Annotated in this window: 14 protein-coding genes; 5 read left to right on the forward strand and 9 right to left on the reverse strand. The window is 45.0% G+C overall.

Features of this window, described 5'->3' with window-relative positions:
- The first annotated feature begins 9 nt into the window (after positions 1 to 9).
- The gene (locus tag J4N23_RS10765; protein ID WP_207427192.1) at positions 10 to 1080 is read left to right on the forward strand and encodes a DNA topoisomerase IB; all 1071 of its coding nucleotides are present in this window, start codon (positions 10 to 12) and stop codon (positions 1078 to 1080) included.
- 5 nt (positions 1081 to 1085) lie between these two features.
- Here J4N23_RS10765 and J4N23_RS10770 read toward each other — a convergent pair whose 3' ends face one another.
- On the reverse strand, positions 1086 to 1844 hold the full coding sequence (locus J4N23_RS10770; RefSeq protein WP_255534808.1) for a sulfite exporter TauE/SafE family protein: 759 nt from the start codon (positions 1842 to 1844) through the stop codon (positions 1086 to 1088).
- A 96-nt stretch (positions 1845 to 1940) separates the two neighbouring features.
- On the opposite strand from J4N23_RS10770, the gene J4N23_RS10775 reads away from it, so the two are divergent.
- The 4 genes from J4N23_RS10775 (at position 1941) to J4N23_RS10790 (ending at position 6912) form a co-directional block, all read left to right on the forward strand.
- Complete coding sequence (locus J4N23_RS10775) at positions 1941 to 2360, forward strand: hypothetical protein (RefSeq protein WP_207427196.1); 420 nt, start codon at positions 1941 to 1943, stop codon at positions 2358 to 2360.
- A gap of 192 nt (positions 2361 to 2552) precedes the next feature.
- Positions 2553 to 4022 (forward strand): MFS transporter, encoded by a 1470-nt coding sequence (locus J4N23_RS10780; protein WP_207427198.1) that lies wholly within the window; start codon positions 2553 to 2555, stop codon positions 4020 to 4022.
- Positions 4023 to 4141: 119 nt separating this feature from the next.
- Positions 4142 to 5671 carry a glutamine-hydrolyzing GMP synthase gene (gene guaA, locus J4N23_RS10785; RefSeq protein WP_207427200.1) on the forward strand — a complete coding sequence of 510 codons (1530 nt, stop codon included), beginning with the start codon at positions 4142 to 4144 and terminating at the stop codon, positions 5669 to 5671.
- Positions 5672 to 5751: 80 nt separating this feature from the next.
- Positions 5752 to 6912 (forward strand): RsmB/NOP family class I SAM-dependent RNA methyltransferase, encoded by a 1161-nt coding sequence (locus tag J4N23_RS10790; RefSeq protein WP_207427202.1) that lies wholly within the window; start codon positions 5752 to 5754, stop codon positions 6910 to 6912.
- A gap of 2 nt (positions 6913 to 6914) precedes the next feature.
- Here the strand turns inward: J4N23_RS10790 and J4N23_RS10795 are convergent, their stop codons facing one another.
- From J4N23_RS10795 to J4N23_RS10830, 8 genes are all read right to left on the reverse strand, one after another.
- Positions 6915 to 7484, reverse strand: coding sequence for a MarC family protein (locus J4N23_RS10795; protein WP_207427203.1), 570 nt, complete (start codon positions 7482 to 7484; stop codon positions 6915 to 6917).
- 160 nt (positions 7485 to 7644) lie between these two features.
- The gene (locus J4N23_RS10800; RefSeq protein ID WP_207427204.1) at positions 7645 to 8826 is read right to left on the reverse strand and encodes a right-handed parallel beta-helix repeat-containing protein; all 1182 of its coding nucleotides are present in this window, start codon (positions 8824 to 8826) and stop codon (positions 7645 to 7647) included.
- A gap of 4 nt (positions 8827 to 8830) precedes the next feature.
- Positions 8831 to 9754: an alpha/beta hydrolase gene (locus J4N23_RS10805; protein ID WP_207427205.1), complete on the reverse strand. Its 924-nt coding sequence runs from the start codon at positions 9752 to 9754 to the stop codon at positions 8831 to 8833.
- 26 nt (positions 9755 to 9780) lie between these two features.
- Complete coding sequence (locus J4N23_RS10810; protein ID WP_242689191.1) at positions 9781 to 11451, reverse strand: glycoside hydrolase 43 family protein; 1671 nt, start codon at positions 11449 to 11451, stop codon at positions 9781 to 9783.
- A 9-nt stretch (positions 11452 to 11460) separates the two neighbouring features.
- Complete coding sequence (locus J4N23_RS10815; RefSeq protein WP_207427206.1) at positions 11461 to 12483, reverse strand: pectinesterase family protein; 1023 nt, start codon at positions 12481 to 12483, stop codon at positions 11461 to 11463.
- Positions 12484 to 12831: 348 nt separating this feature from the next.
- Entirely contained in the window at positions 12832 to 13386 is a 555-nt protein-coding gene (locus J4N23_RS10820; protein WP_207427207.1) for an OmpA family protein, read from the reverse strand.
- Positions 13387 to 13465: 79 nt separating this feature from the next.
- Positions 13466 to 15241 (reverse strand): alpha-L-rhamnosidase C-terminal domain-containing protein, encoded by a 1776-nt coding sequence (locus tag J4N23_RS10825; protein WP_207427208.1) that lies wholly within the window; start codon positions 15239 to 15241, stop codon positions 13466 to 13468.
- Position 15242: 1 nt separating this feature from the next.
- On the reverse strand, positions 15243 to 16472 hold the full coding sequence (locus tag J4N23_RS10830; protein WP_207427211.1) for a glycoside hydrolase family 105 protein: 1230 nt from the start codon (positions 16470 to 16472) through the stop codon (positions 15243 to 15245).
- Positions 16473 to 17048 lie beyond the last annotated feature (576 nt).

Raw genomic sequence — 17048 nt, forward strand, 5'->3', positions numbered from 1 at the left:
TAAAAAGCAATGATAGATTCTGAAACCGAATTATTGCTTGAAGAAAACGGTCTGGTTTATATGACGGATTCATCCCCCGGTATTAGTCGGAAAGTTACGGAGGATGGTTTCGTATACTATAACTCGAGAGGCCAGGAAGTAGTCGACCAGAAAACCCTCGATCGTATCAAGAAATTAGTGCTGCCTCCCGCCTGGGAAAGTGTATGGATTGCTCCTAAAGCTAACGCCCATCTCCAGGCAACAGGAATAGACAAGGCAGGACGAAAGCAATACCGCTACCATAACGACTGGGCAAAGTCGCGAAACGAGAACAAGTTTTACCGCCTACTTGAGTTTGGTAAAAAGCTTCCTGAATTCAGGAAAAACCTGCAGAAAGATCTAAAGCGGAAGGAGTATGACGACCGTAAAGTACTTGCTATCTCCGTCAGCCTGATGCAAAAGACTTTGATTCGCGTGGGAAACGAGGCTTATAAGCAGCTCTATGGATCCTACGGACTGACAACCTTACGCGACAAGCACGTGAAGATTGACGGAATCAACTTGAAACTATCCTTTCGCGGGAAAAAAGGTGTAAATCACGATATAAAGTTGACGGACCGAAGCCTGGCCAGGCTGGTTAAGAAGTGCCGTGATATTCCAGGCCAGGAGCTTTTCCAATACTACACCCCAGATGGAGAAAGGCGATCTATTGATTCAGGATTAATTAATAAATACATCAAGGAGATAACCGACTGCGATTTTACTGCCAAGGATTTCAGAACATGGTTCGGTACATTGGAAGCATTGCGAAGTTATGCTCAGTTCGATTTTCCAGAGAGCGAGAACAAAAGGAAGAAGATAAGTGCGGCTGTTTTAGACGAAGTAGCTACCAAGCTGGGGAACACCCGCTCAGTTTGCAAAAAATATTACGTCTTTCCCGCCCTGATCGATGCGTTTGAAAGCGGCTCCTTAATGCCCTACCTGAAGAAAGTAAAAAATAAGCGAACTGACATAACGGAGATTGATCTGGATCCGGACGAAAAAGTGCTTCTCAGCTTTTTGAAGGCTGAACGCAAAAGGAAGCTACAGGAGAGTAGCTGAGGGCTCTAATATCTAAACAGCATAAAAGCGGCTGCAACGATCGTCATGAGAATGATAAAGCCGCGGTAATGCTCTTCAGATAATCTTTTTACAATGAATATCCCGACAAGCGCCCCGAGAATAATGGCAGGAGTGGTGCTGAGGGCAAGTAGGGCGGTGTTTAAGTTGATGGTGTGCCAACTGAACACGTGAAATGGCACCTTGAACCAGTTAATCACCAGAAAAAACCAGGCAGTTGTACCAATGAAAATGTTTTTGGGAAGCCGCGCAGCTAAAAAATATACGGCCATAACGCTGCCAGCGAGATTCCCGACCATGGATGTAAAGCCTCCGGCAATTCCGGTAACCGACGAGAATAAGTTGTTTTTAGGCACCTCTTCCGCATGTCCTTTCTTAATCCAAAGCATAATCACCACGCTCAACACAATGGTAATTGCCATGATCAGCCGAAAGGCAGCATCATTGATGAACTCTCCGATTACCGTTCCTGCCACAATTCCGATTGCCGCCCAGGGAAAAAGAATTTTAAGATGTTTCCAGGATGCATGGCGGTGATAGTACCAAACACCTATTCCGTCGGCAATTAACAGAATCGGAAGCATTACCCCGCTTGATTTCTGTCCGCCAAAGATGATCGCTAGTAAAGGAACCGATAACATTCCTGCGCCGTGTACTCCAGTTTTTGACATTCCTGTAAGAATTGCAACCAGGAGTAAAAGAAATAAACTGAAGTAATCGAAATTGTAAGAAAATATGCTGATCAACGTGAAACTTTTAACGAAAGTAAACTAAAAATAACTTAGGTGTAACTTTTTTTCAGAATGTGCGTATTCCCCAGAACTTAAATTATCACTCCTGTTATGAAAAGAGGTTTCATCATAACCTTAATAAGTTTTGTAGTTGTACTAGCATTCGGAAAACAAATTAAAAGACATTGCGCAAGCTTAATGTGTTCTGACGATTTCAAAATAGTGTCGGTACGGTTTAAAGATGCACTTGGAAATCCGATCGCTGTGAAAGATTTTAAGGCTGTCAACTTACGGACAAGGCAATCGATGGTGGTAGGAAGTGTTACGGATACGATGTATTCGAAAGGAAACTACACCATAGCCAGCGATTTGCACGTGAAGAAAGTATCGGAAGAGGGAGATACGATCATCGTATCAGGTATTCATCCGGACAGTAACATTGGCCAGGTGGCGAAATTAGTTATTGCCCGTGACGATTGTTCTTGTCACGTCGCCAAGCTCGCTGGTCCGGAGGAGATTGTCTTTCACTAACCTCTAAAGCGGTTTATTTCGGAGACTTGCCAATTTATAGCATTAGCGCGCAGTTGTTATTGCTTAATTTATCAGGCAGTCTTCCTGAACTTTCTACCGCTTCCGGTAGTTTCCTTCTTTTAAATAGTTAAAACCCAAGTACTGATCATCTCGTAGAAGAGCCTGATTTAGAAGAAGGGGATTAACGTTTTCATGAAATTTAAACCATCCGAAAGCCTGAGTGAAAAGGAAGTTCAATCAGGTCTTAGATTAGTGATAGCCGATGGCTTATTTGCAGAGTCAATGGTTTCATTTACAGGAGGAGCTTTCCTGGTAGCAATGGCCATTCACCTCGGCGCCACTAACTTCCAACTCGGAGTTCTTGCGGCTCTGCCCACCTTTAGCAGTATTTTTCAACTAGTTTCCGTTTGGCTCGTCAGGCAATACAACAATCGAAAGGCTATAACTGTAATCTTTAGTTTTCTGGCTCGTTTTCCGCTTTTCGTTATTGGTCTGTTGCCCTTTTTATTCAGCACGGGCACTAGCATTTACGTGCTCATATTCTTTCTATTCTTTCATTATTACTTTGGATCTGTTGCAGGTGCAGCCTGGAATTCATGGATGAGAGATTTGATACCAACACAGCAACTGGGTACTTATTTTTCTCATAGAAGCCGACTCACCCAAAGTTTGAATGTTATACTTAGTCTTACCATTGCTTTTTGCCTGGATTACTTAAAAGCGCATTATCCGGAACATCAAATGCTCACTTATTCGGGAATGTTTTTAGTCGGGGGTGTATTTGGGATGCTCGGGATATACATGCTTGCTCGTACTCCCGAACCGCAGTCGGTAATGGTGAAGGATAACATGTTTAAACTTCTGCAGATGCCTCTGAGAGATAAAAACTTTCGGAAGCTGCTAGCCTTCAATTCTTTTTGGGCATTCTCGCTTAATTTGGCAACTCCCTTCTTCTCGGTTTACATGATGAAAACATTGAACATCGAACTTTCTTTCATCATCGCTTTAGGGATCGTGTGTCAGCTAAGCAGTATCTTTTCGATAAAGATGTGGGGCAGATTGTCAGACCGGTTCAGTAATAAAACCATTATACGAATTTCAGCCCCTGTCTATATTCTCTGCATCCTTTCCTGGGCGTTTACAGGGATGGCAGACTCGAAGGTTGCAGTGCTCGGAATTTTAGTGCTCATCAATATTTTCAGTGGAATATCTACAGCGGGAGCCAATCTTGCCATTGGCAACGTGGGGATGAAGCTGGCTCCGCGGAACGAAGCGATCGTGTATCTTTCTGTTAAGAATATGATGGTAGCATTCTTTGCCGCAATAGCCCCGGTTATTGGAGGACTCATGGCGGATTTCTTCGCTACGCACGAGTTGATATGGAGCTTTGAGTGGAAAGGAGCAGAGGGTACATCTGTACTGCCACTGATAGCATTGAAAGGCTGGAGTTTCTTCTTCATAATAGGCGGCCTGCTGGCTATGCTTTCCCTCCGGTTATTATCCAGAGTGAGAGAAGAGGGAGAAGTACAAAAAGACCGCGTGGTATTTTACATGCGATCCAGAATGGCCAGGACTGTAAGCCGAGAAGCCAGAGCTGTCTATTCTGGAGAGTCATTCGCTGGATTGAAAAAAGCTGTTGGAAGCTGGACGGTGATGAAATAAGATATGGCGATATGAAATTGAAAGCCGGTTGAATCTTCACCGGCTTTTTTGCTGTACAGCAGTGCGCAAATCTGTGTCAATTACATTTCGTAAAAGTCGGTAAATTCCTATCTTTGCCCATGCAAGAAAAAATCATCATTCTTGACTTCGGCTCACAATATACTCAGCTGATTGCGCGAAGGGTAAGAGAACTAAACGTATACTGCGAAATCCATCCTTACAACAAGCTCCCGGAATTTGACGAAACAGTTAAGGGAGTTATTTTCTCTGGTAGTCCTTACTCTGTTAGACAAGAGGATGCGCCTCAAATTGACTACAATTTATTCCATAATAAACTGCCTTTGCTGGGCGTATGTTACGGAGCTCAGTATTTAGCTCATCAATCTGGTGGAGAAGTGGTACCATCTACTATCCGTGAGTATGGAAGAGCGAACTTGCACTACATCAATACTGATCATCCCCTTTTCAAAAATATTCCAACCGATTCTCAGGTGTGGATGTCACACGGTGATACCATTGCCGAAATCCCTGGCGAATTTGAAGTGATAGCTAGCACTGATTCAGTTCGTGTGGCGGCATATCATATCAATGGTACCCAAACTTATGGCATTCAGTTTCACCCCGAGGTGACGCACAGTACCGACGGTAAGCAATTGTTGGAAAACTTCTTAGTCGATATCTGCGGCTGCTCTCAGGACTGGACCCCTGATTCATTTGTAGAGACTACCATTGCTGCTTTAAAAGAAAAATTAGGCAATGATAAGGTAGTACTGGGACTGTCGGGCGGTGTAGATTCTTCTGTTGCGGCGGTGTTGCTTCACCGGGCAATCGGCGAAAATCTTCATTGTATTTTTGTGGATAACGGATTGCTGAGGAAAGATGAGTACGCTCAGGTGCTGGATTCTTATCAGCATATGGGTTTGAACGTTCGTGGTATTGATGCTAAAGATCGTTTTATCGGCCAATTAACCGGTGTAAAAGATCCCGAGCAGAAAAGGAAAATCATCGGTCGCGTCTTTATTGAAGTGTTTGATGATGCAGCCCATGAAGTGCAGGATGTAAAATGGCTCGGTCAGGGAACCATTTATCCTGATGTCATTGAATCAATCTCCGTAAAAGGGCCCTCAGCTACAATAAAATCTCACCATAATGTTGGTGGGTTGCCTGACTTTATGAAGTTACAGGTGGTAGAGCCCCTGAACACTCTATTTAAAGACGAGGTTCGGAAAGTGGGGAAAAGTTTAGGTATTGATGATATTATCCTTCAGCGTCATCCGTTCCCTGGTCCGGGACTAGCGATAAGAATCCTTGGTGAAATCACTCCTGAAAAAGTGGCGATCCTTCAGGAAGCCGACGCAATCTATATCAACAATTTGAAAAGCTCTGGTTGGTACGATAAAGTATGGCAGGCAGGCGCTATCTTCCTTCCCGTGCAATCGGTCGGAGTGATGGGTGATGAGCGGACCTACGAAAATGTAATTTGCTTAAGAGCAGTAGGCTCTGTAGACGGAATGACAGCCGATTGGAGTCATCTACCTTACGAGCTACTGGCTAAAATATCCAACGAAATTATCAACAACGTGAAAGGTATCAACCGCGTTGTTTACGATATCAGTTCGAAACCTCCCGCAACTATTGAATGGGAATAGTTTTTTTCTCTTTATCTCATCGCAATGCTCTTTCTTATTTGGGATAAACAAAAGTCGGTATTGCTTATTCTTAGAGGGTAATGCGATTCGAACAACAACTTAAAACATTCCTGCGGATACTCGATGAGTATTCGCAGGATATGCCTTTAACGAAATTTCTTCCCGTCTTTTTTCGGGCAAACAGGCAGATGGGGTCCAACGACCGGCGCACTGCGAGCCGATTGCTGTATAACTATTTCAGGCTTGGAAAGGCAGTAGCAAATCATCCGTCTGAGGAGCGGTTGTTCCTCGCCGAGTTTCTCTGCAGCTCAGGGCCGTCTCCCTTTCTTGCACATTTTAAACCAGAACTTCACTCGAAGATTGAACTTCCACTTTTCGAAAAAGTCGCGATTCTTGAAGGAGAAATTCCCGATTTTCAGCTAAAGGACGTTTATCCGCTTCATGCCCATCTTTCTGGATCTATAGATAAGGAAGCTTTTCTGCACTCTTTGTTCATCCAACCCGATCTCTTTATCCGGATACATCCCGGCAAGGAAAACCTGGTAAAGGCAAAATTGGAAGGGGAGGGTGTGTTATACCAGGAGGAACGCCCCTTGACGTTGCGGATGCCTAACGGCACCAAGCTGGATCAGCTTTTCCCTGAAGCAAGGGATTTTGAAGTTCAGGATTTGTCTTCACAACAGGCAGGAGACTACTTTCGGCCTCAGAAGCATGAGGCTTGGTGGGATTGTTGTGCCGCCTCCGGTGGAAAATCTTTGCTTTTATTCCAGCAAGAGCCGAGCGTAAAACTGGTTGTTTCGGATGTTCGGGAAAGCGTGTTGGAGAATTTGGATGAGCGCTTTAGAAATGCAGGTTTAGTCAAATACCAGAAAAAAGCCATGGACCTGACGAAAGATCCGGCGCCCTATATATCCAATTATGAGTTCGACGGAATTATCCTGGACGCTCCTTGCAGTGGATCAGGAACCTGGGGACGAAGTCCGGAGATGATCAGCCAGTTTCGGGAGGCGAGGATAAAATCGTTTCAGCACCTTCAGCAATCTATTGCTAAGAATGTAGTGAAGTATTTGAAGACAGGTCAGCCGCTGATCTATATCACCTGCTCTGCTTTCAAAGAAGAAAATGAGGAAGTGGTTAACTATCTGGTAAGCGAGTTGGGATTAACGCTGGAGCATCAGCAAGTGCTTAAGGGATACGAAAGAAAAGCAGATACCATGTTTGTGGCCCGCCTGATTAAATAGCTTTACAGACCGGTATTCGCCCTAAAGAGCTTTATAGCAATAGCAAGTAAGATAATCCCAAAAGCTTTCCGTAAAACATTCAATCCGGCATTTCCTAACAGTCGTTCTATCCGAAGAGTGTTTTTCAGGACGATAAAGACGAAGATCATGTTCAGAATAATTCCTACCAGGATATTTTGGGTGGCATATTCGGTTTTTAGTGAAAGCAGCGTTGTCATGGTACCTGCCCCGGCAATCAGCGGGAAGGCGAGAGGTACGATGGAAACACTTTCAGGAACTTCCTCCTTAAAAAAATTAACTCCAAGGATCATCTCCATGGCAATGAAAAAGATCACGAAAGAACCAGCAATGGCAAAAGAGGGTACATCCAGTCCGATCAGTTTCAGCAACTCATCTCCCAAGTAAAGAAAAAGAATCATTAGCAGGAGTGATACCAAGGTCGCCTTTCCCGATTCGATGTGTCCCGCCTTCTGTCTAAGCGCAATTACAACAGGAATGGAGCCAATGATATCGATGATTGCGAAGAGAATCATCGATACGGAAATAATTTGCTTCAAATTGAGATCTAACATCAGGGCAATATAGATTTTGCTAAATATAATTAGAAAAGCCTTGTCCTTGTTTTATTGCGACCAGATTTTGGAGTAAGCTTGAGTCAAAGGGCTAACCGGAACATAAAAGGGACAAGAGCAAAAGGAAGATAGGAGGCCTTCTGCTCTTGTTAATACTTTCCTACTGGTTCGATTCAAAGGGCGCAATATCTGGCGCGGTGCCACTGAATGGAAGGGCTAGCTTTGTACCCTTATCAATAAGTATGCTGCCTGCAGCAGGACGCAGATAGCTTATTTCTGGTAAAGTACCGTCTGCTTTTCGGGGCTGCAGCAGTTGTTTAACATCTACACTTTGTACGTCGGCATCTGCAACTGCGCGTTGTAATTGCCAGCTGTTGTCGGTGATATCAGTAACATCAGCAACGAGACTCCCAGTTGGACCTATAACCAGGGTGTTTTTGATAGTTAACTTAGATAGGGGACTGGCTTTCAAAAACGCCAGGTTACGTTTATTGCTATGGGCGGCACAATTGTAAAGGCTAACTTCGCCACGGTTGCTGTTATGGTCAAATCCATCGGCGACATTAGCAGCGGCGATACAGTTTTTGTAGACAGCATTATGCTTCAGCGTTTTATCGTCGCTTCCACCTGTTTTGAAGCCATTTCCATCACCTCCGCTTACTACTCCATCTTTTGATACACCATTCATGAAAGCCCAGCAGTTTTCGTAGCTGGTATTAACATTATCCACACCACGGAGATAACCATCCCATCCGTCATCCATATTGTTCCAGGCACGGCAACCGATAAATTTGTTGCCTGTCCCTACATCCATTTTACATGAAAAGCCATCCGCGTTCTCCTTCTTAGAGTCCGCATTTTCGTACGAGTCGCAATTTAGAACGGTGTTATAGGCAGCTCCATCACTTAGTTGCAAGCCGGTGTCGAAGTTTTGGAAAAAAGTGCAGTTTTCGATCAGGTTATGAAGACCTCCCTGAACTTTCAGTCCGTTGTGCCCTGCCTTATAAACATCAATTCCCTTCAGGTGCCAATAGCTAGTCCTCAGCACAATGCCGTTGTTTGCCGACGCCTCGGGAAGAGCGGAGAAATCAAATCTCGGTCTTCCTTTGTCTGCCGGATCATCCATTAACTTTATGGGTGTTTGCTCCGTTCCTGGTCGGCGGATAGTGAGGGGCGCATTAAATATATAGGTTCCCTCCTTTAACAGAATATTATCACCAGCGTTTGCTTTTCCAACAGCTTCCACTACTTCCTGCGCATTGCCTACCCGGATATCCTTCGCCATTAGCGAGCTGCTTAAAAACAGTAAAAGAGTAGATGTTATAATCGAATTTTGTTTCATATAATTATTTAGTAACAGCTATAAATCCCGTTTCTTTCAGCCAACTTTCGCACAGCGCCGTCCACAAATTAGCTGATCCTGGATTGTTCCTTAAGGCGATGGCATGACCGCCCTGCGGAAATGCATGCAAGCTGGAAGAAATATTATTATCCACCAATGCCTGATAGAACAGCAAGCTATTTCTAACACTTACCGACTTGTCATTAAAAGCGTGCACAATAAAAGCCGGTGGGGTTGCTTGACTAACGTTTAAGTGAGGTGAATATTTCTTTAGCAAGTTGATGGAAGGCTTTTCTCCCAGCAGATTCCGCTTGCTGCCTGTATGGGCCCAATCTCCCATGTCTATAACAGGTGAGACGAGAATACTGAAAGCAGGATTGTAGGAGAATTGGCTTAGACTGTCTTTTACATTAGAAACGTCTTCGCTGAAAGTACCCAGGAGAGCCGCCAGGTGTCCACCCGCTGAGGAGCCTTGAACTCCAATTTTCTTCGGATCAATTCCCCACCGTTGCGCATTTGCCCTTATGATCCTCATTGCTCGCTGGGCATCTTGCAGTGGCGCAAGTTCTCGCTGCTTTAGATCGGTACCATTCGGCAATCGGTAGTTTAACACAAACGCAGTGAGGCCAATGGTATTAAACCATTTGGCGAGCTGTGTGCCACTGATTACATAGGCTAAACGCTCATACCCCCCGCCTGGACAAATAAGTACTGCCGCGCCTTTGTTTTCGGAAGCGGAAGGGAAGTAGGCAAACATTCCCGGATTGCCTACTTTAAATACTCGCTCGTTTGCACTGCTATCCTTTCCGGGCATTCCCTTGGAATTAGGCATCTTGCCTAGCTCCCAGAGGGGAATGAAGTCCTGCGCCTTCGAAGGCCACGCACATGCGATCAGGAATGTTAAAAAGGCGAGCGTTAGCTTATGCATTTCTCATGAGTCAAAAATCGGATATCTTATTTCGCCGTCACTGGCTCCACTCTAAACCAGTCGAAGTCTGCATAGCCCGAGTCGTTGGTTGTCGTTTCCCGGGTAGCGAACAGCCCGACTTTAGATCCCTTCCATCTGGCTACTTCAGCCTGGAAAACCTCTCCCACATCTTTGTAGGTCAAACCGTCGAGGCTATAGCTAAACTGGCATTTTGCTCCAGGTCTAACTTTTACCCTTAAGAAAGCTGTGGGGGTGGCAAGTTTAGTAATTACTTCTTCTTTTTCCGGGTTGCCTTTTACAGCATCTTTTCCTACTGTATAAACAAGGTAGTTCCCGTCCTTTTTACTCTTTATCGCAACGTTGGCATAGCTAAAGCCCATTACTGTTAAGCCTGCCTTCTCATTCTCCAATTTCGGACTGTTGGGAGTGAAGGTCATTTTGGTAGTTACCATAAAGCTGTCGGCAGGAAACTTTTGCAATAACACATTAGGAGCCTCCCACAAATTTTTGGCATCTTCGGGCTTGTCTGTGAACAGCCGCAGCGAGCCTTTCGATGGATTCATGAAATACCAGGTCGGTTTGGGATTAGATTGCCATTGCCACTGCAGCCCTAGACGGGTGGTATTAAACTCGTCTGAATCAGGAGGGGTGGCCAGGGCATAGGTCTTGCCAACATTAGGTTTCTTGTACACCAGCACCGGGTCTCCGGTTCCGTCTCCATCTTTATCAATACCAATTACCGGCCAGTCATTTACCCATTTCATCGGGTTTAGGTGTACCACACGGCCGTATTGCTCCTTATCTTGAAAATGGAGGAACCAGTCTTCGCCGGAAGGGGTTGTAACCCATCCGCCCTGATGCGGCCCGTTTACAGAAGTTGCCCCTTGTGCCATCACTATCTTTCGTTCATAAGGGCCATACACGTTCTTTGATCGCAACACCAACTGCCAGCCAGTTGCTACACCGCCGGCAGGAGCAAAAATGTAGTAGTAACCATTGCGCTTGTAGAACTTCGGTCCCTCTACCGTTTGATCAATTTCGTGACCGTCATATACCAGTACGCCATGATCAATCGTCTTTGTTCCTTCCGCGTTCATTTGCTTTACGGCGAGGATGCTTTTTATACCCGCCCGACTTCCCGCGTAAGCGTAAACCAGGTATACCTTTCCATCATCGTCAAAGAGAGGGCAAGGATCAATCAAGCCTTTTCCGCCTTCAACCAAAATAGGTTCAGACCAGGGACCTGCTGGATTTTTTGCTTTTGTCAGGTAAATTCCGAAATCAGGATCCGGGAAGTAGATAAGGTACTCACCGTTTCTATATCTGATGGATGGAGCCCAGACACCTTCACCGTGACGAGGCTTAGAAAAATGCTCCTGCGGGGAAAGTTTTGGAAGCGCGTGGCCAATCAGCGACCAGTTTACTAAATCCTTCGAGTGCAACACAGGCAAACCAGGGATATCTTCAAACGATGAGGAGATCATGTAATAATCGTCGCCAACGCGAATAGCGTCGGGATCAGAATAATCCGCATTCAGAACCGGGTTTTTGTACGTACCATTGCCCAGGTCAGAAACCCAAACTTTTGAAACAAACTTTTGAGAAGAACCAGATGCTGCACCAGCAGGTTTTTGCTGTGCTAACACAGCGATGGTTAATAAGGTACAGGCGGCGGTACCGCATAAATATTTCATCATAGCCATTTGTTATTTTACTTCTGCAGAAGGATCCCAGGGGGAGGTGCCTGCAAAAATGTTCTTGAGTGTGTATTTTTTAGCTTCCTTTTTCTTTAGCTGATGTGACCAGGCCACTCGGGAACCTGAGTTTGCTCCTGGGCCAGAACTTTGGAACTCGGCGTAGAAGGTTGTTTTCTCCTTGTCGGGAAACATCTTGTCACCTGGCCAGTGATGCCATCCCTTGGGTACAATATGAGCTCCCATCTCGGTAGATATGAAAACAGTTTTGGCGTAAGGGCGCCACGGCCTGCCCAGATATACCTCCGATGCCTCCGGAGCTGTTATCAATTTGCAATTGATAAAAACGTAGCCGAACTGCTGGTTTGCGGTCGTTGCTGCAGCCGTGATGTACGAGTTGCTCAGGCTTTTAATCGTGCAGTTTTCAAATACAGCAGTCGCTTCTCCAAAAATAAAATCGGTGGTTCCTTCAATAAAGCAGTCTACATAATACTGACGACTGCTTCCGGTAGCTGTATAAAGCGTGTCCTGGTTGCCTAGGATGTTGCAGTTTTTAATAATTGCCCGGTCGCCTTCCACGTGTAATGCTACGGCTTGCCCTACTCTGCCAGCTGTATTTTGGATGGTTAAGTTTTCTGCTCTAAAATCATCGCCCTGCACCAGAACAGTATAAGTGGTAAAAGTCATATACTCCGTCTTACCTGAAGGATCTTTGCCTCCCGGAAAGGCTTTTCCCGTATGGTCGTTTCCGGTAATAATCGTATTTTCCTTGCTTTCCCCAATTAACGTAATCCCGGTTTTCCACGATGGGATTACCAATTTCTCGTTGTAAACGCCCTTTTTGATAAAAATCTTTACCTCCCGCTGGGCCAAATCCCTCACCGAGTTAATTGCTTCCTGAATTGTTTTGAAGTTCCCGCTTCCGTCCTGGGCAACCGTTATAGGTCCGATCGTGGGCATTTGCGCAATCGCCTGTCCCATAACAAAAAGAAGGAGAAAAGTAAAAATCGTTTTTGCTCGTAAGTGTGTTTTCATTAGAAGTAAAATTGGTTACTTGTTCACCCCAAAAGCTGTGGGTGAAAAGAGCGTGTTCTGCAAGATTAAGAAGATTTGCACTTTTAAACGGTGTAATCCTCATAAATTTTTGTGCAAACGTTCCCGAAAAAGTGTGAATCTCAGGATGTTTTTAGAAAACGAGCCGTCTGCCATTGGTCGTCTGCAGTCCTGCTGTCCACTGTAGTTTTTTGCCCCTTACCGCATAGGCCGCTGTAACCAAAAAGCTGCCGTTTCCATCAGGTTTATTTTACAGCGCAGGTTTTTCAAATACCAGTCTAAAAAGCGGTTGAAAAGAGAAGCAGGAGGCCTCTGCCTCCTGCTGGTATTTTAAGGGTTTACCTTTATTTCTACCCGGCGGTTTACAGCTCTGCTCGCTTCGCTGGTGTTGGCACTGATTGGCTGTCTCTCACCAAAGCCAACAGTTGCAAGGTTAGTGTCTTTTACTCCTGCGTTTACCAAGAAAGTTTTAACAGCATTTGCACGGTCAACTGACAATGACTCGTTATGCTCAGTACTTCCCTCAGCGGAGGAATGACCAGCAATGATGAATTTCGCGTTAGGGTAACTTTTCATCGTCGCTGCAATTTGTTCTAAGCTTTCATAAGAGGAGGTTTTCAATACCGCAGAATTAAACTCAAATTGAATGTTTTTAAAATTCTTACCAGCTAATTCCCGGTTTTTCTCTTCTTCTGAGGGTTCTTGTTTTGGTGCTTCTGCTACTGGTGCTGGCGCAACCGGCTTAGGCTCTTCTACCTTTTTTTCGACAACTTCTACAGGTGCAGGCGCCTTTTTAGCCGCCAACTTTTTGCTTTTGCAGGATGCGAATGATACCGCTGCTACAGCAATAATCATTACAATGGTTCTAGCTCTAAATCTGTTCATATCTAAGAAATGTGATTTTTAAAGCTAGTATTTTCCAAAAATGAAACAAAGTCTTTCGGTCATTTTGAACAAATGCTCTCTAGTTTTTAATAACCTTAATCCCTTGAGGTGCTTTAATTTCTGATTTAATAGAGCCATCCTTCAATCTCGTGTGCCGTACCGAGATCAGTCCCGATGGGGTAGGGTAGGTACCTTCGACCCATTCCAAATCACCCAGGTTGGGTTGGATTTTTACAGTTTTGCATCCGGGCTCCATTATTTTTATACCAAGTACATGTTCAGTAAGCCAGGGAGTAGGGCCGGCTGCCCATCCATGGCACAAGCTCCGTCTTAGGCCGATATAGCAATAGGCTCCCGTATTGCGGTGGTAATCCAGTTTGCCTTCAGGTACAAGCTGATCAATAGGAGCAGCGTTTGCCGCTTCTTGCAGGTCGAAATCTTCCCAGAAGGTCGTAGCTCCCAAATCCAGCATTCCACCCCAATATTTTCGGATATTTTCAAGAGCTGCCTGATATGCTTCAGCCTGTGCCTGGGCCTGTAGCATATAATAGCCGTAAAAAGTCGAAAAGTTTTTTACCCCGCCCACTGCAATTACCTCATTATTTGCTTTCCTGGCCTCGAGTATTCCAGCCATCGACATTAGCGAGGCGGCCTGTTTTGATCCGTTGGCGTCGGGAACATACTTTCTCATGCGTTCGGCAAGTTTTGTATAAGCTTGGGCTTTTTTCTCTTCACCCAAGGTCCTCGCTAGGCGGGCGCCTTTTTCAAACGTGAGGACCATCAGGGCCTGCAGTCCGGCATGTACTCCTTGTTTGTTCTCGCTGGATGGCCAGTCCAAAAATCGCATACCCGGCCCGTCGAGCTTTTCTCTGCCAGCCTCGTCCACTTTCGTAGTAAAAAGATCCAGAAGGGGAATAAGGTAGGACTTCTGTTCTTTCAGGTAGTCCAGCTTCCCGTGCTGCATATACCAGTCGTGATGCATAATCACCCACCACATAGAATAGGCGCTGATCCCATTCATCCATTTAGGCAAAGGCGTATTGTCCCGTACAAAATCGAGGCTTTTCGGAACCACTTCGTTATATCCAAAAACGCTGCTGATCGTCATCAATTCCGGGTGCATGTCGCCTGCCCACACCATACGGTCTCTTTTGATGCCATCCCACAGATAATCCTGCATATTTACATGAACAGTATACGCTCCCGTTTCCCAAATTTTGTTTAGCCGGGTGTCGTTAGACTTGAAAGAACCGAGGTAGGGGATGTCGCGGTAATACGCCACCGCTCTCACTTCCTTTAAGGCCACAAAGGTGTCGGTATCTATCAGGTCGATCCTCGCAAAGCGAAAACCGGATTTCCCAACTTCCAGTGTTCCATATCCTGGCAGTTCCACCACAAAATCTCTCATAGCATGATGATTGGTAGCCCCTCCTTCTTTTCCGGTAGTACCATCGCCTATCACGTCGCTCATCGTTTCACTAACCGACTCGCCAAAACGAATCCTAACCTTTCTTGTTACCCTGTTGCTTTGTGACGTCGTTATCTGGATGCCACCGTGTATCTCTTTTCCAAAATCCAGCACTAGTCCGTTTCGTTCATTTCCTTTGTTCACAATTCTGCAAACATTCCGGTTCTCAAAAAACGCCTGGCTGTTGCCCTGTTCAAGTAGGACCTTTGGATTGGTAATGGAAGCTGTGTCTGTACTCCAAATGATGCGTTTTGGCTTGAGATACGCACGAGCTATTACATCCTTTTGGTCTGCCTGGTAGGGGTGGTAGCTTTGAGCCTTCAGGGCCTGCAAGGGAAGTCCCCAACCAAGAATAAGGGTAAAAAAGAGTAGAAAACGGTTTTTCATCTTATTTTGCTCCTTTCTCCAGTTTCAGGATTTCAACTCCAGCATCAATCAGAGGTCCTGTACCATGTTTTTCGTTTGTGCCTACCGGGCGATTGTAGTAAAAGGGCAGGTTGTCCTGAATCCCTGTGCCTACACAGATATCTTTCAACTGTCCCAGTTCATTAATCTTATGCTTTTTCAAGCCTTCCCAGCCCGTTCTGGCGATGGAAGCGTATCGTTTATCCAGCCATCCCTCGTTCACCGCATGGGCAGTACCATAAACAAACATGGCAGAACAGGATGACTCGACGTAAGAGTCATTTTTATCGAGAATCTGATGCCACAGACCATCGCCATTCTGATACTGCGCCAGCCCCAAAATTTGCCGCTCCAGTAGCTTGATCAGGTTTTGTTTTTCAGGATGTTTAGCCGGAAGATTATCAATTAGGTGAATAGTAGCCAGCATAATCCATCCATTACAGCGCCCCCAGTGCGCTACTCCATTTCTCTTAACGTCACTATAATAGGTATGCCAATAGATGTTTTTATCTTCATCCCAAAGGTACTTGTTGAAGTTCTTTACCTGTTTTATGGCGTCGTCCGTGTACTTCTTTTCGCCGGTCAGTGCACCCATTCTTGCCAGAAAGGGAACACTCATGTAAAGGTCATCCGCCCATAGAGTCATTTTGTGTGGGAAAGCACGCACATAAGTGCCGTCTTCCAATCGCACTCGATCTTCCATCAGATGCTTGGCAGCCTTCTCCAGGTAGGCTTTGTACTCGGGTTTCGGATTCTTTTTATAGACTTCGATCATACTGGCACTCATTGCTCCGAAGTCGTCCAGCTCTTCCATCGTAAAAAGCTCACCATAGGGATAAGTGTAGTGTTTTACATCCCCCTTGAACCGCTGTTCAAAAACTTTGTAGTTGTTCAAACCGAAATCGATATGCCGCCCAGCATAATTCCAATAACCTGAATCATTTAGATAGGTTCCGAGGTTCATCATCGCAATGTTAAGCACGCCGTGGGTATAATGCCAGCCAGTGTATGGACTTGCATATTTAACCTTGGTTCCTTCCGGAATTTCTGACGAAGCTTTGTAAAACCGCTTATCGTTGGTGCCTTCAAAGCCCAGCACCGTTTCTTTCAAGATTTGGTTAGCTATTTTTCGCACGACCTCTTCATTATTTTGCGCTTGAGATTGTAAAGAAGTCAGGGTTAGGAAAATCAGAAAAAGATGTTTAATCTTCATGGTTTATAATGTTAGCCTTTAAATAAAGCGATTCCTTTTAAAATCATCATCCTGCTCCGTCGTGTAATCATTAAAATGTTACAAAGGTGTAATGGGCGCCGCTAAAAGTAGATGTAGGCGGGCTGAGAGATAAATTTTTATTTTGTTTTAAAAATTACACCACTTCAGGTTTCGGCATGACCAAATTCATTATGGGTTAGATAAGTGAGCGTTTTCAGTCTTGTCACTTCTTTATGATTATCAGTCAGTTATAGTGGTGCTGCTGGTGGTAGCCCTTGGAAGATCCAGGTCTTTTGTATCTTTGCACAGCAAGCAGATCAAGATCTGCAACCTGGACCTTATCACAATCTATCATCTATCTATGCACTAAATCAGATGTGGTGTTGTACAGGTTCTGCCTGTACACAGTCCCATCTGAGTCTCCAACAAAAAGTAAAAATCATTAATTTTCAGGAAGGGAAGGAAGTGGCGCTATCGGCTTTAATTAAATAAGGGCCGGTAAAACCGGCCCTACATCTACCTATGAAAAACATGTCCTTTGGGAGGACGCGTAAATATATACAAACAATTAATTAT

This window comes from Pedobacter sp. SYSU D00535 (assembly GCF_017355855.1).
Taxonomy (GTDB): domain Bacteria; phylum Bacteroidota; class Bacteroidia; order Sphingobacteriales; family Sphingobacteriaceae; genus Desertivirga.